Source organism: Shewanella sp. 30m-14 (genome assembly GCF_052977125.1).
Genome location: NZ_JBRILW010000009.1, coordinates 143,880 through 163,789 on the forward strand (window position 1 = coordinate 143,880; position 19,910 = coordinate 163,789).

Below are 19,910 nucleotides of genomic sequence, written 5' to 3' on the forward strand. Positions count from 1 at the left end.
ATAGCGTGAATTACCACTGTTATTTTGTATTTAAATTAGCAATGTCTGTTTAGCAAAAAGTGAAGCTCAAGTTAGGCTTTATTAAAGCTGAAATTAAACCTGCTCTTTCAATGTCTTTATATAGAATTAACACAGAGTCGTTACTGAGAGTGAAGTGAGTAAAGCGGGTTAAAGTTGAGCTAAAGTTGAGTTAAGTCGATTAAATCTGCTTAAGGAGCTAGCGTTGAAAATTGATATTTCTGGCAAACAAACCATCTCCATTTTTCAGCTGACAGCGGTTTTTAGCATGTTGTTTGCTTTGGTTGGGTTTAGTTATAACGTCTGGCGCATGGAGATCACTGAGTACAATAGTAATGTGCGTTCAGCCAGTTTTGAACTGCTGCTACAGCTTTCAGAGTTGGAATCTATCGTGTATGCGGCTCATTACGATAAAGATATAACTTTAGGTAATCCGCGAAAAGGCTGGGTAAAAGTCAATTTGATTGCCGATTTAAGCATGATAACGGAGCCAGAGCTCAGTGTTGCAGCCGAGGAGCTCAAATTCAGTTGGCAAGCAAATTGGCAGCAGTTAGCCGATGATGAAGCGAGTGCCCAAGCGGTAATAACCCAAATAGACGATACGCGCGCGCGAGTACGACAACTGCTCAAACAGTTAGAATAACGGCTAGAAATAGCAACTAACCGCTTGTCTTCACAGGTTAGCCGAACAAGTTGTATCGAAAACACCCATGTAAGGCTAACGCCTGTTAACTACTTAACTGCCGCAACAAAGGCAATTTCAAGCAAGTAACTTGGATCGGCCAGTTCTACTTTTAAACATGCGCGACTCGGGGCGCAGCCTTCTGGTAACCATGCTTGCCATGCTTGATTAAAGACAGCGACATTAGCAAAATCTGTCACATAAATCGTCACTGATAACAGACGAGACTTGTCACTGCCAATACTGGCTAATGTTGCTTCAGCTTGAGCAAAGACCTGCTGAGTTTGACTCAACATATCGCCTTCGACATCGGCTGCTATCTCAACAAAATGTGCCATGTTATTGAACACGGTAGCATCAGACCAATTTGCACATGGGTTAACTCGTTGAATATCCATTTTGAACCTATAAAAACTTCAGCGTAATAGTCGGCAGATTTTAGCAGAAATAAGCCTCAAACCTAGTAAATTTACCTCCTTAAGCCGATTCTGCTGCACCAAGCACATCTGGCTATTAAGCAAAATGCTAAACTAACCACTTAGCTTGATTTCGCCTCGACTTTGAGGCTGTTGATACGAGATTTTGATTAAATGACGTTAAGACGCTCTTTGGGTCAACAATGGAGCAAATCCATTCTTGCCCACCGCTTAGCACTCACACTGCAAAAATCAGATAAAGTTGTGCAGCTATTTGGCGGCGCCACCTCTCTTAGCACTGTGACCAACACTATTTCAGCATTGGTTTTTATCGAAGGCGAACCAGTATGGTTGCCTCCAATGGAGAGCAATGAACAAAGCCCACTCGCTAATGAGCTTGCTCTGCACTGTTTGTTTACAGCCAGCCGCTTGTTATTTGTCAAAGAGATTGAGCAAAGTGAATTAAGCCAATCGGAACATTTAGTGTTAACTATCGGCTACCAATGGAGTCAGTCATTATTTAACAGTGAACCTGCTAGCCAAGATCTCGATGCACCACTGAATGATGACGCTAAGCAGCTTTGCCAGCTACTACAGACGATTAATTCTCAGCTGGAAAAAGTGCGTAATGAAAAGCGTCAGTCGAGTCGCAATATGGGCGGTTACCGCTAAGGCTTTATGCCCAGTCGCGCCCACAATAAAGCGTTATAAAGAAAAAGCCCGTAAATCAAATTTACGGGCTTTTATTATTTAAAGTGTCACACTCAATGCATTAACGAAATAGTCGCTTATCCAGTGCTAATACTTGAAAATCTTGTTGTAGTTGCAGCAAGAAGTCCGTGGTTAACAATGCAAGCCCGCGATAGAAATCGGTTTTCGCATGAGTATTCGCAAGCTCACAGCAACGAAACGCCCAAGGCAATAAGTGCTGTTGTAATAGCACCTGAGTAAAACGAATTAGTGCTTGGTTATCGGCTTCAACCTGTAAACGGCCAAAGGTTTGATCAAGTACAGCGAAGAACAAACCAATGTGATCAATTGGCTGCTTAACATCTAATTGCAGCTCAACACCATTAACACGATAAAAATCCATCAGCTCAACCGTGGTTCTATCGTTAATCAATTGCTCTTCACTCAGGTAAACTGAGCCTTGCGGCACAGCTGTCGGCTCGCCTGGTCCGAAGAATAACTGACCATAATCAAGTTGTAAGGTAATTAATGCCTTGTCTAATTCAGCCGCTTCAGCATCAGTTGACCAAGCTTGTAAAAAACCACCGAGCAGTTCACGACCTGCGCGATTCTCTGTTCGATGACTAAACTCAGGCCAGCTGCCAGCCACATCGCACTCTTTTAGGCCATTGATAAAATCGGCTTCCGGGTAGCGAATAAGGCTGTGATGCAATATTCGCGCTAAACCTTGATACTCAACAAAATCAATGTTGCTTAAACATGATTGAGTTAGCGGTGATGGTGTTAACGGCTGCGTTTTTGAAGACATAATTTACCTTACAAGTTAAGCGGGCCTTGCAGCCCGCTCTGCTTGTGATCATTAAATACTAATGCGTGATAGCTTAAATAACTGAAATTATACTTCAGTTGGGTTAAGGATATCGCCGCTTTGTCCGCCATTCACGTTAGCCTTAATAATCAGGTTTGGTGAAGTAATAGACTCTGGTGGTAATGGAGCAATGTGGCCATCGCCGTTACCATACTTAGCGCGTAAGTTATCCATAGTGTCAAAGTCTAGTGCACGTAGCGGGCAAGACTCAACACATACAGGCTTACGGCCTTCAGCGATACGCTCGAAACAGCCATCACACTTGGTCATGACTTTACGTTCACGGTCGATTTGTGGCGCATCATATGGACATGCACGAGCACAGCTCTCACAACCGATACATAAGTCTTGTGCAACATGTACTAGACCATCTTCACGGCGTTTATGCATCGCGCCTGTTGGGCACGCCTTAACACACACAGGTTCAGAGCAGTGGTTACAGCCAATCGACATGTAGTAAGCAAATACACTTTGCTCGAAACAGCCATTTTGGCCTTCAGTCCATTGTCCACCACCGTATTCGTACACGCGGCGCCACGTTACGCCATTTAATGCAGGTACGCCGTTTTGTTCAGGATTAGTGTTGTTGCGGATCTCGTTACCTTGACGGTCTTTACAAGATACATGGCACGCTTTACAGCCAGTACACTTAGTGCTGTCGACGTAAAAACCGTATTGAGTTGCTTCAGTCATAATTAACTACTCTCTTAAATCTTTTTAATGGCAACACGAATAGTGTGCTGTGGGTTACCTTTAGCGACAGGGCTAGGCTGGTAGCGAGTTAACGAGTTAATTGCGCCGCCTTCGTCAACGATATGGCCAGTGCTGCCTCGCTTGTTGCCTGGGTTGTACCAAGCACCTTGTCCTAGGGCAAATACACCTGGAGCAACACGTGGTGTGATACGTACAGTCACTTCAATTGAACCACGCTCGTTGTACATCTCAATCTTGTCGCCAGAGCTTAAACCGTGCTTAGCGCCATCCATTGGGTTAACCCAAACAGCGTCTTCTACCGCTTCACGTAACCAAGGCACGTTATGGTAGCTAGAATGTGTACGGCCCTTAGTGTGGTAACCCGCTAGCTGAATTGGGTAATCTTCTTTAGTGCCTTCATCTTCATAACCGTCCCACGTTACTGTGTACTGTGGAATAGCAGTGATGGTGTCGCCCTTAACGTTTGTCGGGTTTTGCTCACTGTTCTCTTGATCCCAATTAGCTGCGCGCCATGCAAGTTCGGCAGAGTAGATTTCAATCTTGCCACTTGGCGTTGAAAGCGCTTTGCCGTCTTTAATAAAGTCTTGCAGTGCAACGTGGTTGTCATTCATGTTCTTACGGAAGAAGCCAATTTTTTGTGCTTCTTTGTAAGTTGCTGGGAACGCAGGAGAAACACCGATGTTGGTGCTGCTTGCTTTAGTCGTTTGATAAAGCTCTTCTAACCACTCATCTTCGTTTTTGCCGGCTCTAAAGCCTGCGCCAACGCCCATTTTGTCTGCGATCATCGCTGCTGCTTCGTACATAGACTTACAATCCCACATTGTCTCAACAGAAGAAGACATTGCAGTTAGGTAACCTAATGAGCCAGAAGCGTATGAATCGTTAACTAAGTCGTTTGATTCTAACCAGCTTGTATCAGGTAGGATGATGTCAGCGAACTTAGCGCCCGGTGTCATCCAGCAATCACAAGACACGATAAATAGATCTTCTGCATTACGGAAGATATCAGCGGTATTGTTGATTTCAGCGTGCTGGTTTAATAACGAGCTATCTGATGCAGACAGGATGAACTTAATGTTCGCGCCGAGTGGCGTATCTAAACCGTCAGTACCACGGATACCATGGCTACGAGCTGTCATGGTCTCGCCGTTGTTAATCGCTTCAGACCAAGTGAAGAAAGAGATGCTTTCTTTAACTTCATTAGTGCCCGTTGGAATACCTGCACGAGACATGCTGCTCATGTATGGTAGTTCACCGTTTGATGCACCACGTGTACCTAGCTTACCGGTTAGCACAGATAGCATGTATAGAGAACGCATGCTTTGCTCGCCGTTTGCTTGGCGGTTAACGCCTGCGCCCACAACAATGTAAGGTGCTTTAGCTGTCATTAGCTTGCCAGCGATGTAGCGGATTTTCTCTGCAGAAATACCACAGATTTTTTCAGCCCATTCAGGTGTTTTAGCATCAGTATAAATACCTTGACCTAGAATGTAGTCTTGGTAGTTTTCATCTGAGTTCATCACCTTAGCGTATTCTTGGTCAGTGGCATCGCTGCTCGCTGCAAAAATCGCTTTTTGATCTTCAATTGACTGCTTGTTGAAACCAACTGAATGCTCAAGTACAAACGGTAGAGATTGACCCGCAAAGTTAGCGTGGTTGATCATCACATAAGCAACCGCTTCAGCGAATGCCGCGTCAGTACCTGGACGAATTGGTAACCAGCTTGACTCTTTACCTAGCATAGAGTCGGTGTAGCGAGGATCGATCATCACGACTTCTAGGCCGTTGTTCTTTTGTAGTGCTTGTAGGTAATCGTAACCTTCACCAGAGCCCGACTGACGGATTTCGCTTGGGTTGTAAGCAACGCCTAGGAAAAAGTCACTGTCTTCGATAGTGATGGTTGAAGAACCGCTAGTACTACCTGTACCGAAGGTGTGCTTCGCCGCTTCCATCTGCTGCGCCCACGAATAGTTACCGTAAGCATTTAGGCAGCCACCGTTTAAGTTAAATAAACGGTTAAAACAGGCATTTGATGCAAAACCATAGTAAGCACCAGAACCGTAGCTACGAAATACTGACTTAGCGCCGTTTTCTTGTGCGTAAACTGCTGACAGTTTTTCAGCGATAATGCTAGTTGCTTCGTCCCAGCTAATAGGTACGAATTCAGCCTTACCACGCTCGCCAACACGCTTCATCGGTGTTTTTAGGCGGTCAACAGCGTAGTTTCTTTGACGTAATGAACGGCCACGAGCACAAGCACGAACTTGATGAAGACCATATTTATCTTCAACTTCGTGGTCAGTTTCAACGCGCGTCACGATACCGTCTTTAGTAAAGACCTTAATTGGACAGTTAGAACCACAGTTAACTAGGCATGATGACCAGTTAACCACTTCATCTGTCACAGGTGGTTGTGGCGGGATCACGTTGGCATCATCAGAGCTAGAATTACAGCCGGTAACTGTTGCAGCGCAGCCCAGCGCAGCACTCATTTTTAAGAAACTTCTACGTTCCATAATCTTGTTTTCCTCAAACTTATTAATGACTGACTCGACTTATTTCAGCTTGTAGCTGAAGGTCAACATCAGTTGATGGGCGTTGTAATTGTGGTTCAGGTCACCCAAGGTCACTAAACCTGGGATGCTGCCTTGGGTAACATTGGCACTGTCGGTATCAAAATAGCGTTCAAACTGGTAAGCCAGCTTGACTGCCATCTGCTCTGAAATCAGGTATTGACCATATAAGTTCACACTGTGGTTATATGAGTAATAACTGCCATAGCTATTGATGTTAGTGCTATCTGTGTTGTAGCCATTAACACCGGTATTGCTCGATGAATTAGCAAATAGGTAGTCTGTACCTAAAATTAATCTGCCATCCATTAACCCGGTGTAAGTGGCACCTAGTCCTAAGTTAATGAATTCATCATTTATCTCAGTGTGCCAAATTGATGCTTGGTCGCCGCTTTGATCTGAGTCAATCCACTGCTGTCCTGCAAATGCATACACAGATAGAGGTTGAGAGATCTGCGCATGAACGTTCATGTCATAACCGTAATCTTTAGCCTGAGTCAGGCCGATTACTGTTGCGTCATAGTCATCGTTGGCGTAGTAAGTGCTAACATCAAAAGTTAACCACTCAAGCGGCGCATAGCTTGCTCTGGCATTAACTTCGCTGCGCTTGCGATCGGCAAGGTTGTACTTGCGCATTAACGATTCAGTCTCGTCACTCGTTAACTCGTTCGCTTGGTAGTCACTACCGCCGCGCTGGCCATAGCTCACACCAAAATCTAGGGTTAACTTGTCAATCGCACGGATGTTTAGCTTGCTCCAAAACTCGTTGTCACGGGTTTCTTCACGCTCACCATAGCTGCGTTCTACTTGCTTATAGTCGTAACCGGCCTGTAGGCGGTAACCACTAGCAATACGGTAACTCGCATTGGTTTTGAAGGTTTGACGCTCAATATCCATTGGCACGTTTTGTTTAAACGCACCAGACATTGAATTGAACTCGTACTGAGCAAAGTCAAACACTGATGAACCGTTATCACGCTTGCTGTAGTCATAACTCGCACCAAGGCGTAAACGACTATTGATGCGCGTACTTGCCGCTAAATTACTACTCAAAGTATCGACTTGACCGTCCCAGTTTTGGATTGGGTTGCCACTCATCTGTATTAAGTCTTGGTCTTGGATCATACGACCGGTCACCACACGACCAGTGAACACGCTAGACGCTAAACGGTACTGACCTGAAAGTGATACCTGATGTGCTTGGTTGTCTGGTGTGGCGCTGTAGACGTCATAGGCATACGGTAGACTTAAGTCACCCATATGATTGTTATAACGTGAGCCGCTGTAGCTCAGCTCTGACAACCAGTTAGCGCCATCAAGTACAACACCAGCACTGAAGTTATCTGTCGTTTCATCGACAGCTTCAGCAAAGTTTGTTGGACGTGGACTCGTTAGGCTAGCACTGCGATGACCAGTTTTATCTTCACGGTCGAAACGTGCGTAACTGTTTAGACCTAGCCCCATGACTTCTGAGAAGTCATATTCGAAACCAATGCCGCTACGCTGTCTTTGTAACTCTAAATCCAAAACACGGGTCTGCTCACTCGGAGTCAGCATGCCGTCATTTTGCCAAAGATTAGTAGCCGCGTTGCTCGCTTGGTTAGTAGTAATGGTCTGAAAATCCACATCTAGCTTGTAATGACCGCTCTTAGCAGCCTCCATGCTAACAAAGCCGTTATCCATGCCAAGTTGATGAGCTTGAACCTTGGACTTATAACCACCTTGCTGATAGGCAAGATCGCCGTTTACACCAGCGATAGCACCATCAGTGCCGGTACCAAACTGATTCAAAACATGGTTATCATCAGCATCGATAACACCGACGCTAACACCCACGCTACCAGTGTAACCTTGTGGTTCAACACAGCGTTTGCACTGATAGCTATTGGTTTTGATGTTTGCCGTATTCGCATTTTGAATGCCAAAGTCAGCAGCCATTGCACCACTACATGTGCCTAACAACGCCAGAGTGATCAGGTTTAATGAAAAAGGGTTAATTGAACGCATAATAGTCACTCCTAGACTTAACGGGCAAAGTTGCTGCCAGCAGGATGGTTAGAACCATGGATCTTGCTGTGGCAATTAAGACAACTCTTACCAGCACTGAATGCATCTAGACCCGCCTGACTTGTCATACGGCTCGCATGGCCATCATCGGCGTGACATTGCTGACACAGCTGAGGAGTACGAGACTTAAGTAAGTTGTCATTCACACTGCCGTGCGGTGAGTGACAGCTTGAGCAGTCTTCCATTACAGGCGCGTGCTCCCACAAGAATGGACCACGCTTATCGGCATGACATTCTGCACATGTTTCATTTAAGCTTGGTTTTATCAGGGCGCTTTCTGTCATCGAACCATGAGGGTTGTGACAATCAGTACAGGTCATCTGATCCCACTTCATTGGGTGAGATGAGCGCTTGTTCATATCAGCTTTAGCGCGGGTATGGCATGAGGTACAAGTGTCATTTACCGTTAGGCGGTCAAGTGCAGGATCTTTAGCAGCATGAATATCATGACAGTCACTACAAGCTACTTCTTCTAGGTTGTGAGTACTGTTATGCCATGACATCAACTTAGGGTCGTTATGACACCCTTCACACACACTATTTTGACTTGCTGCTGATAGTTTGCTGTCTGGGCTGAAACTAATCATTGGCTCTTTACCGCCACGATTATGCTTACCAAGTGGGCCGTGACAGGCTTCACACTGGATACCGGCCATAGGCGATTTGCTATTGCTCATGTCACCATGAACGCCATCAAAAATCTCCATGACCTTAGTGTTCTTTTTGTGACACATCAGGCAAGAATCCGCCCCTTTGGGAGAATATTTACCTTCGCTGAATTTCTCTGCTAACTTTTGTTCCAATTGTGCTGAATCAAGCTTATCCCAAGGAGTCGCTTTGGCAGGAACAAGGCTGATAAAAAGAGTGAGTAAACTTGTAGCCATTAATTTGGCCACAAAATTCACTGACTTTATGGTTTTTCTGCTAGACATTAACTTACAGGCCGGTTGTATATCGAAGGGGGTATTTTATTAGTTACAGATATCTGAATTCAAGATTGTGCATATCTACTAATTACTTGAGGCGTAAGGCTTACTTTCTTAAAAATCGTCTACTAGCTCACAGTATAAAAACGTAATAAAAATACACCTTCAAAAACCAATCAACCAACAAATAGATACTATTCAATTAGATATGAATGAAATGAGAATGGTTATCATCACTGACCGTTATTTATTTTAATAAGCATTGTTAACACCCCTGTTTAGGTTAGTGTAATTTTTAGAGCTAGATCACGAAGAGTTTTGTCACGATTCAGCATTCGAGCAGGCATACCCCATAATAAGTACCCGAGTCGTGCAAAAAAACAACAAACCCTCACATAAAAACAGCCTTACTCAGCAGTATTTCATCGGTTTAACACTCAAAAAACCAAAGGTAACAAACTAAACACCTACTCATTATCGGATATAAGGCATTTTAAACTGATGCCGAATGTAACTACGCGACACGTCATTAGCGTTATCAAGACCTATTTATTGATGAGCGTTATTAGCCTATTATTTTGTTAACGTTCAGATTGACTCACAGGACAAGCTTTGCACTTTTTAAACAATCAGTTAAAAAATAAGTTGGAAAACAAGATCCCACCGCCAATCGTCACACTCGTTTTTGCATTCATTATGTGGGCTATTGCACATGTAGGCGTTAGTAACCCATCAACTGATCCTGCGCTGTTCAACATTAAGCTTATTGCCACCAGCTCCTTGTTACTGCTAGGCCTATTATCGGCAATTGCAGGCGTGATTAGTTTTAAACGCGCCAAAACGACGGTTAATCCATTAAAACCGGAAACCGCATCAGCATTAGTGACATCAGGTATGTACCGCCTAAGCCGCAATCCCATGTACCTTGGAATGGTATTCGCACTGTGCGCCTGGGCTTGTTACTTAGAATCGATTTGGAGTGTGGCGGGAATTATTGCGTATATGCTGTATATGTATCGCTTTCAAATTCGCCCTGAAGAGAGAGCGCTTAAGAGTCTCTTTGGGCAAGTATTTATCGACTATAAAAGCAGAGTCAGACCCTGGTTGTAGTCGCTATAGAGCACTCTATGTAGAGGCTCGATGTAAACACGACGTTCATCGGTGTTCGCTGGCTCGAAAGTTAAAGCTTGTTTAAGCTGCAACGTCACTTTAAGCCAGAAGAATACTAATACATGAGCGAATACATGAGCCAATACATGAGCGAATATATGAGCCAATACATGAGCCAATACCAGTACGAGTTATTCGGGCGCAAACGGCGGCTTTTATTGTAACGTTAGCCCGCTGGAATACCATTATGGATTTGCTGACAATGACTAAATCAGCGACGCTTTCAATAACTGAAGCTGTTTCAGTCGCTTCTCGGTGAGATCAAGCTTGCAGCCAACCATCAGTGGTAAACCCATTGAACCATCGGCTTGAGTCAGTCTAGTCACTTTACACACATCGTTACGATAGGTTAGCCAAGAGTGCTGCGCCTGACTTAATGCTGCCTTTAAGTCATTATCCTTCATTACATATTGAAGACTGCTAATTTCTTCGATGAGTTCAGTGAGCTGCAGTTCTACACTCGCCAGCATTCGCTGTGTGCATCTAACCATCCGTTCAGTGCTATAAGCTTGCTTTGATTGACAATCTATCCCAGCAGCTGGGTCATCGCCCACAATAACAGTGCTCACAGTTGTCGGTAGATACCAAGCGCCACCAGGGGCAATCTCACGACAAGGCCCTGTAGAGTAGGAGTCAGCTAAAATAAAGTCACGACCATTCCACATATAGCGCCTTGCCGAAACGCAGTCGCCGACACCGCGCCCCAACATAAATTCGTTAATCGTGCCGTCAGCGTAATTTATCGCACTATCGGTAATCAACAGAGGTTCGATTTTAGGGTTGTCATCTACAAGCCACACACCTTCACCATAGTTATAGGCTGCAAACCAACAAGGCGTTGTTACCACGAGTTGAGTTTTTGTCAGCCTTGCCACATCAAGCTTTAAGTATCCATTTGCTGAAGGGGCAATATCACATGCTTCAACAGCACGCTTCATCCTTGCTATAAACTCAGGGGTCTTGGCTAAAGCGCGATCGTTATCCGTTGTCAGTGGCCTTTGGTCGCCAGCGGGTATAGAGATAACTGGCGCTTGTTTAGGCTCTACAATATTGCTGGTGCGCTGACCTTTTTTGACTATGGCGTAAGGGGTATCGACTAGACCTTGGAAATCATCCATTTTAAGCAACACAGCAGTAGAGCCACTGGTTGATAAATGCCACTCTTTGCCACTGCTGCTAGTAAATGTTATTGAGACGCTACCCTTCATGGTGAGTGCGTTAAGTAATTGGCTAGTTTGCTCTTTTGTAAGTTCTCGCTCGCCGCTAAAACCGACTCCCATCACTTCATAGGCAGGCATTTCTGCCCCTAACTGGCTCTGGTAAACATCGTTAATGTTCAGTGTAATTGTTACATCATGGACTTGAGTCGCATCGATAGCAGTTAAGCTTTCAGCAAATTTTACTTTAGCTTTGATCTGAGTATTCGCGCCCGCTTCTCTTTCGAATATGACCGAAACTGGGGCATTGCCAGTATCTTGATTGTGATAGCCAACCGCACGACAAGTATGGGTATTGTCACAGACGACTTGCCAGTCACCATGCCCAAAACTTAAGCCGTCAACCGCCGATGCCGATGCCGACATTAACAATGATAAAATTCCGACAATTTGTATATAACGCTGCATTATAAAAATGATCCCAAAATAACGACTAAATAAAATGGTCTACGATGCAAAATGCATATTTAGCGACAATAAACCTGCTGGAATTGATTTACGCGATTGTTTATCATGCCGTACTCAAACTATAAAGCGCCCTGCCTCAATATATAAGCACCAAATACAAGTAAAAACCAGAGTTCAAACTTCATATCTACCTGTTTTAACAGGGCATAGTCACACAACCAACAACAAGGCATAAGACAACATGCTCACATTTAAGCCGCAATACTTTGTCTACAGCAACCTATTATTACTGCTATTAATCTTTATAGCCTTGTTTGTTAACGATGGATTCATTCGTCCTTTTATCGGTGATCTGCTGGTTGTTATATGGATGTTTTTGTTACTCGCTTCATTTATTAATCTGTCGCCAATTAAACTATCGGTAAGTGTTTTAATATTGGCTTATAGCATTGAAATAGCACAATACTTTAAACTAGTTAACCTACTTGGTCTCCAAAATAACTCATTTGCTCGAACCGTTATCGGCTCAACATTCGATTGGCTCGACTTTTTGGCCTACAGCTTAGGTTGGCTGGCTATTGTTACTGGACTCGCAATAAAAAATCACATCATACCCATCAAGTCTGAATATCAATAATAGTAACGCCTGAGAATGCGACATAAACAGACTTTGTGAGTCACTTCACAAACATCTGACAACTTTAGCGGTTTCCACTCTATAGAGTTGCAATCATAAACGTTCTATCGATAAGCTGCTGTATTTATTATTTAAAACATACAAAGTAGCAATGTTTCATCTGTACAGTCTATTGACGCCGCCATTACTAGGTCAAATAACAACATGCCAAACGCTATCTCCACATTGATGCAAACTCAGCTCGGTAAGTATTTGTTTGTTATGGCTATCCCATTGCTGCAATTTATAGGTCCCAACTTTCTTATTGGTGCCGTTCGAGTCGACCATGAAGGCGTAGGAACGGGCCTATTATTTATCTTTAAATGTCTACTGTGGGTCTTTGGGTTGGTTATTTCCAGCCTGATTTTTTCCAAAATTTATTATAAAACTATCCGCTACGGTCTTGGGGCAAACTTACCTTTAGCAATCTATTTGGTTTACCAATTAAGCCAAATTTACCCCTACCTTTTATCCTAAAACTGCACTCAGCACATACCGCTATAACGAATGCCAAGGAACTGCATGAGTAATATATTCGCGCCAAAAACCACCAGAACGCAAAAAGTGCTGGGGTATTTTTTTATGCTGTTATTAGCCTTGATGATGGTTGCGGTGTTTAGCGATACCTTAGTTAATGATGTGCTGTACGAGCAACTCAACTTATTTGCTGCAGCGCTATCGCTGCTTTTGTTAATAGCCATGTTTTGGGGAGTAAAGCAAAAAAACTCATGGCTAAGAGTCAATCTTGATAATCAGCCTCGTAGCCCTGTAAAGATTATCTTATCTGTCATTATCGGCATTCCCATTTTATTACACTTTGCACTCGCTAAAGGCTTGCCTGTAGTGCTACATAGTTTTATTGCCGATAAAGCCGTTGTTATTGCCACAATTGATGATAAACGTTTTAGCTATTACAGCCGCACCTGCGATGGGGGCTTATACCTTGGAGGTTATCGTTTTTGGGGCAACGATTATATTTGTGGCATTAACAAACAAGATTGGGATAGTTACCAAGCTGGCGACAAGCTCGCGCTATACGGCGATAACTCGCTATTTGGGTTTACCTACCAAAAATACACTCTGCTCACAGATGAGTTATTACAACAGATAATCGCAGAATCAGCCGCCTTAAGAGCACAAACCATAACGGGTAATAAAGGCATGAACCTTGAGCAAGCGCGCAAGTTTATTTCTCAAGGTCAATAAAAATAATCAGCCCAACATGAGTGGTTGGGCTAACTCTAAACATAAGAGCAATAAGATGAGCTTCAACAGCACCTTGTACCTTAAAGATAACGACCTGCCGCTGGACAGCATTATTAAGCCAAAGGTAACCAAACTCCACTATCAACTGACTCGTAACCATCCCGAGTGGTCTGCATTGGCACGTGCGTTTCCTAATCTAATTGACTTGGAGCTTTCTCATTCAGGCAATGTTCCCTGCCGAGTACCTGATGCTGCGTTATTTAGCTGCTTTGATAAACTAGAGTGCCTACGTGGTTTGGGTCTGCACCTATTTCCTAAGAGCGGACACTTAGAAAAAGCTGCAACATTAAGCCACTTAATCCTAGTCAACTCAGAGGGTGAAACACTCCCACCTTGGTTAAAAACGATAAAAAACATCAGTGGATTAACGCTCGTTAGACCCAGCACGGCGTCCCTTGACGATCTTAATGAATTGCCTTTTCTGTCTACAGTCAAGCTAGAACTGCATCATTACGACCACCCCTATGACTTGCCTATTCCAAGCTTCGCGTGTTTGCTTAAGGCTCCCGCCCTAAGCAAACTTGAGGTCGAACTTAGCCCACAAGCTCAAGATACGGCCTATCTGGCCCCTCTAGCCTGCTTGGTCGATTTACCTCAGCACATAGATCTAAAACTTAATGTTTATAATCGTATCGCACGCAGTGATGAGCTGAACAAGCTACTGGGAATTTTGCAAAATGCAGAGCTGACTGGCGAACAACGACGTCGCTACTGGCTGCTATTGTTGGCAGCCCCTAAACCCAAAAACCTACAATCTGAAAAACTGGATGCTCGCTTCCATCTGACCTTTATGGAAGCCAAGTTCAATCCAGTAAAAGTATTAGCACAAGCTTGGCTACGTAACCGCGCACAAACCGATGCACAGCGCCGACCTTTAGGCTCTGATAGCGTGTTGTTTATCTGTGGAAAAAGCGGTTTTAAGGCGACAGAACTCAAAGAAAAAGCTGCTGAGCTGGGCTTTAGCCTCAGTAAGAAGCTCGATAGCAAGGTGACCCATATTCTATTAGGCAGTAACCCTAAGCAAACCGTTGCCATCGATGTTGACCAGCACTTGATTATTGACGATACGGCACTGAGCCAATGGTTCAGCACCGATGCACCTAAGTTTTTGCAACAGACAAGCGCCGCGCCAATGCTGGGCAATGTGCTGAATTTGCTACATTCACCGGACGAAACCAGTCACCTAGTCGCAGTCACTATGCTAGAGCAAGGTGGGATTACATCTGAGATGCAGTTGCCGCTATTTTTAATACTTAAAACCACCGATAACAAAGCATTACGCAAGCAAATTCAGACGTTACTTGCAGGTCTCGGTGATAATGCATTCCAACTGGCGGTGCAAGATAAGGTGATGTTTGATGGCAAGATGCGCGAATTGGATAAGCATGGTGACCCAATCGGTGAAGGCGCGGTCTACAAAAAACTCAAAGGTCTAACCAAGCGCTGGGGCAAAGCCTTGTGTGACGAATTTTCATTACGGTATTTCAACCGCTTCGGCGAAGGGTTGTTGTGGCTATTGAGTCAAAAAGAAGAGTTAGCCCTCCGTCAACAAGCCATTGAAGCTCTGATTGAGGCAGAGCGGCTGAACTGGCATAAAGGCTGTGGCTTTGAACGTATGTTGACACAAGGCGATGACGAGCATCGAGTTAACTGTCATCTCAAACCACACATCTTTCTATGTCGTGATGTGCTTTATAATGTCACAGTGCCATTGCCAACAAAACTGCCAAGTAAAACACGCATTACAGAGCTGGATCTGCATAACTGCTTACTCGGGGAGTTACCAGCCAATATCGTGCACTATGAAGATGTCACTAAGCTTAATTTACACTTCAATCATTTAAGTTCGCTGCCAGCAACATTAGCCACTCTGAGTAAAATAGAAGACTTGGATCTCTCCTATAACCATTTCGATGAATTTCCGGCCGTGCTGTTTAAGCTAACCAAGCTGAAACTACTCGATCTGCGCCACGCTCGCCAACCCGCTGGACGTATATTTAGCTACCACTATGACACAAGCCAAGGTTATCAGCCTATTCGCGCACCACAAGCTTTTCGCGAGGCCTTTCCTGAGTGTGAAATTTTAGAAGATGCATAACCGCAACGAATAGCAACTTAGATCACAACAGTAAACCGATATGGTGGTCCTTAAATGAGATCACCATACTGGCATTTTTAATTCGAGAATAATGAAGTATTTTATGGTTATTGTATGAAAGTAATGTTTGTAACTTTATTGGCGATATTTATCAGCGGTTGCTCAACGGTTGTTTCTAAGATTCCATCTAATAGCGCCATGGGGATACCATACTCCGGCACTAAATATGCGTTGGTTAATACGTTCAATTGTAATTTACTTGTTTTAAAAGAGTCTCCGCCATTACTCATACTTTCAATCCCTCTGTCTGTGGTAGACCTAGGCAGCTCAGTGGTGGCCGATACGGTATTATTACCGATAGATTTATTACCTCTCGATAATAATGAAAATTATAAACAGAAAAATAGTGTGTGTACCTTCCATCTTGATTGGCGTTAACGACCGTTACCCTTAATAACCAAGCCTAACTAATAAGAATAAATTATGATTCTAAAAAGACTCACGCCAACCCCGTTGCGAACGATAACATTAACTATTGCTGCGGGTGTACTGTCTGGTTGTAGCCTTATGCCAAACAGCAGTAGCAATGACATCGAGACCCTGATGCTCGACTTAGGCAGCTGTCAGTTCGATGACAATGATCGCAAAGCCATGTATCAAGCGGCAAGTGCAGGTAACCGACTGCCCTTCCCGCTTCTGCTTTGTGAAGGCAAACGCAGTAAGTCTTTTAAGCAGCGCTGGTTGCAAAGTCGTCGCAGCGTTGATTACAAGGTCCTTGGTAGTTATTTTGAGGGCAGCTCTGGTGCTAATGATGCTGGTTTCGGCGCCGCGCTTATCGAGATCACCATGCCTGACTGGGGCGCCGTATGCATCGATTTGGGTTATGACGATACAACCTGTGATCATTTAGTTTATGGCATTAATGCGCCGCATATCGATAAAGTGTCCGAGCAGAAATCCCTGCAGCTACAGCTTTATCAAAATAAAATGGCGTTGGTAACAAGCATTCCACTTATCAAAGACACCATATTAATGCCGCTCAAACATAATGCAGCTGGTCAGTTAATCGCTAATTGGGTAGAAGACGGCGGCGCGCACAAGGCCAATAAAGCGCTAGCCGATAAACTTGGCGAAGTGGTTAGCAATAACGGTAGGCCATTACCTATCAGCAGTTATAACCTGCAATATGATTTGCTACAGCAGCAAGATTTACCCGCCGAGTATCAAGGCGTGTTCTATTACGCGACGCCGCAATATATCGATTACAGTCCACGCCCTTTACCTGAGTACTCAATTCCACTTAGAAATGGCGTACAGGTACGCGGCTATAAAACCACTATTTATCGCGCCTACCCATATTAATAAGATGGTTAACACAACTAAAGAGTACTTATGAAGCAAACCCCGAAACAACTGTTAATTGTTGCAGCATTTCTGCCGATGATGACCTTTAGTGCCAGTAGCTATGCTCAGGCCAGTCTTGAGCAAGAAAACGGTGAGCAAGAAAACTTTGAACCTGAAAAGAATCAACAGCAAGATTGCAGCTTAAATCAGTTAAGCAGCGTACTCGATTTTGATGCCGCCCTAGTAACCAGAAAGTACGGGCTAAGTTTAGCGATAGACAATACAGTCTGCAGGGTGTTGCCCCATAACAAAGAGCAAGCATTACTGTCTTACTTTCAATACTATCAATCAGATGAAGATGGCTATTTTAGTAATCTGTGGCGAGTACTATTGGTCAATCGCTACAGTAACAAAGTCGAAGCCAGCTATACGGGTGTGATCCAAGAAAGTAGCACTATAAAAAGTCACTCTGACAGTAATAGTATTGATAGCCGCCAATACGCTCTGAGCGAAAATACTCAAGCATTTGGGCTGATCCTCGATCTTGCTAACTACGACACCTCACCACAGGAACAAGCGTACCGCGCATTTAAAACTAGTCGCTTTCTCACCCTGTTTGTACAAGAGGGCGACAAGCTGCGCCCGGTGCTCAAACATCTACCGTTAGATTACGAAATAGAAGCTGCTGATACAGGCGGTAGTAATGGCGGAGTTTACCTGCATTATGGCGTACAAGGCACTGTTGAGCTGTTACCAACCACCAGCCATGGCTACCATGATTTGAAGTTAGTGACTCAGGGGCAGCAGTACCGCACTGACGGTGAATATGACCAAACCGAAGTCATCAGTTTTAGCACTGAGCTTAACTATAATGGCAGCCGCTATCCGGTGATCACCGAGCAGTTACCCGCCCCCGAGTTTTGGCAAATAAACCAAAACCAAGTAAACCAAAACCAAGTAAACCAACTTGGGGTGAACTTTTTAGGCGAGAGCAACGATGAGAGCGAGAGCAGCCATGAAAGTGCTTCGCAAACCAATCCAAACAGCAGTCAAGCGGAGAGCCAAAATGCTAACTAATAAGCCTTCTTTCACCCCATTCGGCTACAGATTATCCGCTCTATTTAGCACAGCAGTTTTGAGTTGCGCGCTTTTGACTTGCACGCTAGCGTTCTCGCCAGCAAGCTACGCCAAGCAAGCATGCAGCACTGATGCCCTTGAAGCGATGGAAAATGACAGTGGTTATTTTCAAGGGCTCACAGCAGCAGTGTGTAAGCAGCTACCTCATCAAGAGCAATTTACCATGGGCGCGTATTTACAATGGACTGACGGTAGCTTTGTTGGCGAAAGGCGTTATACGCTGCGCACCGTGATTATGGACACGCAGACTCATGAGATTATCGCCCGTCATACAGCAAATTTAAGCGAGCGCCCAGGATTAACGATTGTTGCCAATCCCCAAACAGACAATGCTACAGAGAATGCTAATGGTACGCATAGTGCCGACAAGAAAGAGCAAAGCACGCCTGCACTGTGGATTGATACCGCCAACTATAAACTTAACAATGACACACGCGCATTAGGCGTGCGAATGATGGCGCAGCAGCGTCCAGAGGGTTCTGCGCAATATGAGGCCGACTACCTCAGTTTATTTGTTCACCAAGGGCATTTTTTAATTCCATTGGTCAACAACCTGCCTTTATATTATTGGAAAATGTGGCAAGGCGATCCTAAGGCCGAAGATATGACTAATTTCATCATTGAGTCAGGCAAAGGCGCACTGCATATTGAGCCTAAGCAAAACAAAGGCTTTGCCGATTTAAAGCTAATTGTAAAGACCAAGCTATCAGGCGCTTTACCTCAGGCCACAGATACAACACAGAGCCGCACCATTATGACCCGATTACGATTTGATGGTGAGCGCTACTACATTATCGACTCGGAGTTTGGCGACGCGCGAGATTGGCAAAGCACAGAGCAATGGTGGAAGCGTTGGTAGACCTCAGCGCGAGGCCTTGTCGCTTTTTTAACTAAAGCAATCAAGCTGCGCTTGATAAACGTCGTGGCGCTTCGCCCCTTTCTGTTGTTAAGAGTCGAGCCAAGTATATATTAAGAGAGTATATATTAAGAGAGTATATATTAAGCCACCCATTATAAATCAACAAGATAATGCTGGTTTTCACGTTTTGATTTCAAGAGGTGATAAATTAGCGGATCACACTTTTATGGGGCGCTAAAAGCGACAAAAAGTACGAATAAGTAGAGCATCTTAAGTGTGTGTCATGGTTTAAGCTCCTAAGGCACTGAAGTTCAATTGAACACACTAACGATAAGCTGCATGTTCAACGTATAAAAGACGACTGAAAATCGTCAAATAAGCCAATTTTGTCAGAGACCTGTGTTGTAAGAGAGTGGATATGAGAGTTTCAATTTTATTAATAGTTTTCTTGTTGGGCGGGTGTGTAAGCTCTGATAGGAGTACTGAGAGGAGCCCAGATTCTGCCATTGAGTGGCATCGAAAAGCGGCAGAGCAAGGCGTTGCAGAGGCACAATACACACTCGGGACTATGTATGATTATGGGATTGGCATATTGAAGAACAGACAAGCTGCTATTAAATGGTATCGCAAAGCGGCTGAGCAAGGCGTTGCAGACGCGCAATATACACTCGGGACCATATATGATTATGGAATTGATGTACCGCAGAACAGACAAGCTGCTATTAAATGGTATCGCAAAGCGGCTGAGCAAGGCGTTGCAGACGCGCAATATACACTCGGG

General features: G+C 44.3%; 18 protein-coding genes. 11 read left to right on the forward strand and 7 right to left on the reverse strand.

The window, feature by feature from the left end; all coding sequences use genetic code 11:
• Window positions 1–223 precede the first annotated feature (223 nt).
• On the forward strand, window positions 224–661 hold the full coding sequence (locus ACVBIU_RS09110) for a hypothetical protein (protein WP_447160539.1): 438 nt from the start codon (window positions 224–226) through the stop codon (window positions 659–661).
• Window positions 662–750: 89 nt separating this feature from the next.
• On the opposite strand, the gene ACVBIU_RS09115 is transcribed toward ACVBIU_RS09110, so the two are convergent.
• Window positions 751–1,098 (reverse strand): RidA family protein, encoded by a 348-nt coding sequence (locus ACVBIU_RS09115; RefSeq protein WP_447160540.1) that lies wholly within the window; start codon window positions 1,096–1,098, stop codon window positions 751–753.
• Between the two features lie 192 nt (window positions 1,099–1,290).
• Here ACVBIU_RS09115 and ACVBIU_RS09120 point away from each other — a divergent pair, with 192 nt between their 5' ends.
• The gene (locus ACVBIU_RS09120; RefSeq protein ID WP_447160541.1) at window positions 1,291–1,788 is read left to right on the forward strand and encodes a hypothetical protein; all 498 of its coding nucleotides are present in this window, start codon (window positions 1,291–1,293) and stop codon (window positions 1,786–1,788) included.
• A 100-nt stretch (window positions 1,789–1,888) separates the two neighbouring features.
• On the opposite strand, the gene ACVBIU_RS09125 is transcribed toward ACVBIU_RS09120, so the two are convergent.
• The 5 genes from ACVBIU_RS09125 to ACVBIU_RS09145 all read right to left on the reverse strand — a co-directional run bounded on the left by ACVBIU_RS09125 (window position 1,889) and on the right by ACVBIU_RS09145 (window position 8,912).
• The gene (locus ACVBIU_RS09125; protein WP_447163582.1) at window positions 1,889–2,614 is read right to left on the reverse strand and encodes a TorD/DmsD family molecular chaperone; all 726 of its coding nucleotides are present in this window, start codon (window positions 2,612–2,614) and stop codon (window positions 1,889–1,891) included.
• Between the two features lie 87 nt (window positions 2,615–2,701).
• Window positions 2,702–3,367 (reverse strand): DMSO/selenate family reductase complex B subunit, encoded by a 666-nt coding sequence (locus ACVBIU_RS09130; RefSeq protein WP_447160543.1) that lies wholly within the window; start codon window positions 3,365–3,367, stop codon window positions 2,702–2,704.
• A gap of 14 nt (window positions 3,368–3,381) precedes the next feature.
• Window positions 3,382–5,904 (reverse strand): DMSO/selenate family reductase complex A subunit, encoded by a 2,523-nt coding sequence (locus ACVBIU_RS09135; RefSeq protein WP_447163583.1) that lies wholly within the window; start codon window positions 5,902–5,904, stop codon window positions 3,382–3,384.
• Window positions 5,905–5,943: 39 nt separating this feature from the next.
• The gene (locus ACVBIU_RS09140) at window positions 5,944–7,968 is read right to left on the reverse strand and encodes an MtrB/PioB family decaheme-associated outer membrane protein (protein WP_447163584.1); all 2,025 of its coding nucleotides are present in this window, start codon (window positions 7,966–7,968) and stop codon (window positions 5,944–5,946) included.
• 17 nt (window positions 7,969–7,985) lie between these two features.
• Entirely contained in the window at window positions 7,986–8,912 is a 927-nt protein-coding gene (locus ACVBIU_RS09145) for a DmsE family decaheme c-type cytochrome (protein WP_447160546.1), read from the reverse strand.
• 738 nt (window positions 8,913–9,650) lie between these two features.
• Here ACVBIU_RS09145 and ACVBIU_RS09150 point away from each other — a divergent pair.
• Window positions 9,651–10,064: a methyltransferase family protein gene (locus ACVBIU_RS09150; RefSeq protein WP_447163595.1), complete on the forward strand. Its 414-nt coding sequence runs from the start codon at window positions 9,651–9,653 to the stop codon at window positions 10,062–10,064.
• Between the two features lie 266 nt (window positions 10,065–10,330).
• Here the strand turns inward: ACVBIU_RS09150 and ACVBIU_RS09155 are convergent, their stop codons facing one another.
• Window positions 10,331–11,749 carry a DUF1176 domain-containing protein gene (locus ACVBIU_RS09155; RefSeq protein ID WP_447163585.1) on the reverse strand — a complete coding sequence of 473 codons (1,419 nt, stop codon included), beginning with the start codon at window positions 11,747–11,749 and terminating at the stop codon, window positions 10,331–10,333.
• A 241-nt stretch (window positions 11,750–11,990) separates the two neighbouring features.
• Here ACVBIU_RS09155 and ACVBIU_RS09160 point away from each other — a divergent pair, with 241 nt between their 5' ends.
• From ACVBIU_RS09160 to ACVBIU_RS09195, 8 genes are all read left to right on the forward strand, one after another.
• A complete protein-coding gene (locus tag ACVBIU_RS09160; RefSeq protein WP_447160548.1) occupies window positions 11,991–12,386 on the forward strand; it encodes a ribosomal maturation YjgA family protein in 396 nt (131 codons plus the stop codon).
• A gap of 561 nt (window positions 12,387–12,947) precedes the next feature.
• A complete protein-coding gene (locus ACVBIU_RS09165) occupies window positions 12,948–13,631 on the forward strand; it encodes a hypothetical protein (RefSeq protein WP_447163586.1) in 684 nt (227 codons plus the stop codon).
• A gap of 55 nt (window positions 13,632–13,686) precedes the next feature.
• Entirely contained in the window at window positions 13,687–15,789 is a 2,103-nt protein-coding gene (locus ACVBIU_RS09170; protein ID WP_447164942.1) for a BRCT domain-containing protein, read from the forward strand.
• Window positions 15,790–15,903: 114 nt separating this feature from the next.
• Window positions 15,904–16,227 carry a YceK/YidQ family lipoprotein gene (locus tag ACVBIU_RS09175; protein ID WP_447164943.1) on the forward strand — a complete coding sequence of 108 codons (324 nt, stop codon included), beginning with the start codon at window positions 15,904–15,906 and terminating at the stop codon, window positions 16,225–16,227.
• 45 nt (window positions 16,228–16,272) lie between these two features.
• On the forward strand, window positions 16,273–17,151 hold the full coding sequence (locus ACVBIU_RS09180) for a hypothetical protein (RefSeq protein ID WP_447163588.1): 879 nt from the start codon (window positions 16,273–16,275) through the stop codon (window positions 17,149–17,151).
• A gap of 30 nt (window positions 17,152–17,181) precedes the next feature.
• A complete protein-coding gene (locus ACVBIU_RS09185) occupies window positions 17,182–18,210 on the forward strand; it encodes a PA3715 family protein (protein WP_447163589.1) in 1,029 nt (342 codons plus the stop codon).
• Between the two features lie 73 nt (window positions 18,211–18,283).
• Window positions 18,284–19,129: a PA3715 family protein gene (locus ACVBIU_RS09190; RefSeq protein WP_447163590.1), complete on the forward strand. Its 846-nt coding sequence runs from the start codon at window positions 18,284–18,286 to the stop codon at window positions 19,127–19,129.
• Window positions 19,130–19,547: 418 nt separating this feature from the next.
• The coding region (locus ACVBIU_RS09195; RefSeq protein WP_447163591.1) for a tetratricopeptide repeat protein at window positions 19,548–19,910 on the forward strand (363 nt) is incomplete at its 3' end.

What these genes read in the sequence shown, in the direction of transcription:
- ACVBIU_RS09185 (WP_447163589.1), top strand. Translation starts at nt 17,182, where the DNA reads ATGAAGCAAACCCCGAAACAACTGTTAATTGTTGCAGCATTTCTGCCG.
- ACVBIU_RS09170 (WP_447164942.1), top strand. Translation starts at nt 13,687, where the DNA reads ATGAGCTTCAACAGCACCTTGTACCTTAAAGATAACGACCTGCCGCTG.
- ACVBIU_RS09130 (WP_447160543.1), bottom strand. Translation starts at nt 3,367, where the DNA reads ATGACTGAAGCAACTCAATACGGTTTTTACGTCGACAGCACTAAGTGT.
- ACVBIU_RS09165 (WP_447163586.1), top strand. Translation starts at nt 12,948, where the DNA reads ATGAGTAATATATTCGCGCCAAAAACCACCAGAACGCAAAAAGTGCTG.
- ACVBIU_RS09125 (WP_447163582.1), bottom strand. Translation starts at nt 2,614, where the DNA reads ATGTCTTCAAAAACGCAGCCGTTAACACCATCACCGCTAACTCAATCA.
- ACVBIU_RS09160 (WP_447160548.1), top strand. Translation starts at nt 11,991, where the DNA reads ATGCTCACATTTAAGCCGCAATACTTTGTCTACAGCAACCTATTATTA.
- ACVBIU_RS09155 (WP_447163585.1), bottom strand. Translation starts at nt 11,749, where the DNA reads ATGCAGCGTTATATACAAATTGTCGGAATTTTATCATTGTTAATGTCG.
- ACVBIU_RS09175 (WP_447164943.1), top strand. Translation starts at nt 15,904, where the DNA reads ATGAAAGTAATGTTTGTAACTTTATTGGCGATATTTATCAGCGGTTGC.
- ACVBIU_RS09145 (WP_447160546.1), bottom strand. Translation starts at nt 8,912, where the DNA reads ATGGCTACAAGTTTACTCACTCTTTTTATCAGCCTTGTTCCTGCCAAA.
- ACVBIU_RS09115 (WP_447160540.1), bottom strand. Translation starts at nt 1,098, where the DNA reads ATGGATATTCAACGAGTTAACCCATGTGCAAATTGGTCTGATGCTACC.
- ACVBIU_RS09180 (WP_447163588.1), top strand. Translation starts at nt 16,273, where the DNA reads ATGATTCTAAAAAGACTCACGCCAACCCCGTTGCGAACGATAACATTA.
- ACVBIU_RS09135 (WP_447163583.1), bottom strand. Translation starts at nt 5,904, where the DNA reads ATGGAACGTAGAAGTTTCTTAAAAATGAGTGCTGCGCTGGGCTGCGCT.
- ACVBIU_RS09140 (WP_447163584.1), bottom strand. Translation starts at nt 7,968, where the DNA reads ATGCGTTCAATTAACCCTTTTTCATTAAACCTGATCACTCTGGCGTTG.
- ACVBIU_RS09120 (WP_447160541.1), top strand. Translation starts at nt 1,291, where the DNA reads ATGACGTTAAGACGCTCTTTGGGTCAACAATGGAGCAAATCCATTCTT.
- ACVBIU_RS09150 (WP_447163595.1), top strand. Translation starts at nt 9,651, where the DNA reads ATGTGGGCTATTGCACATGTAGGCGTTAGTAACCCATCAACTGATCCT.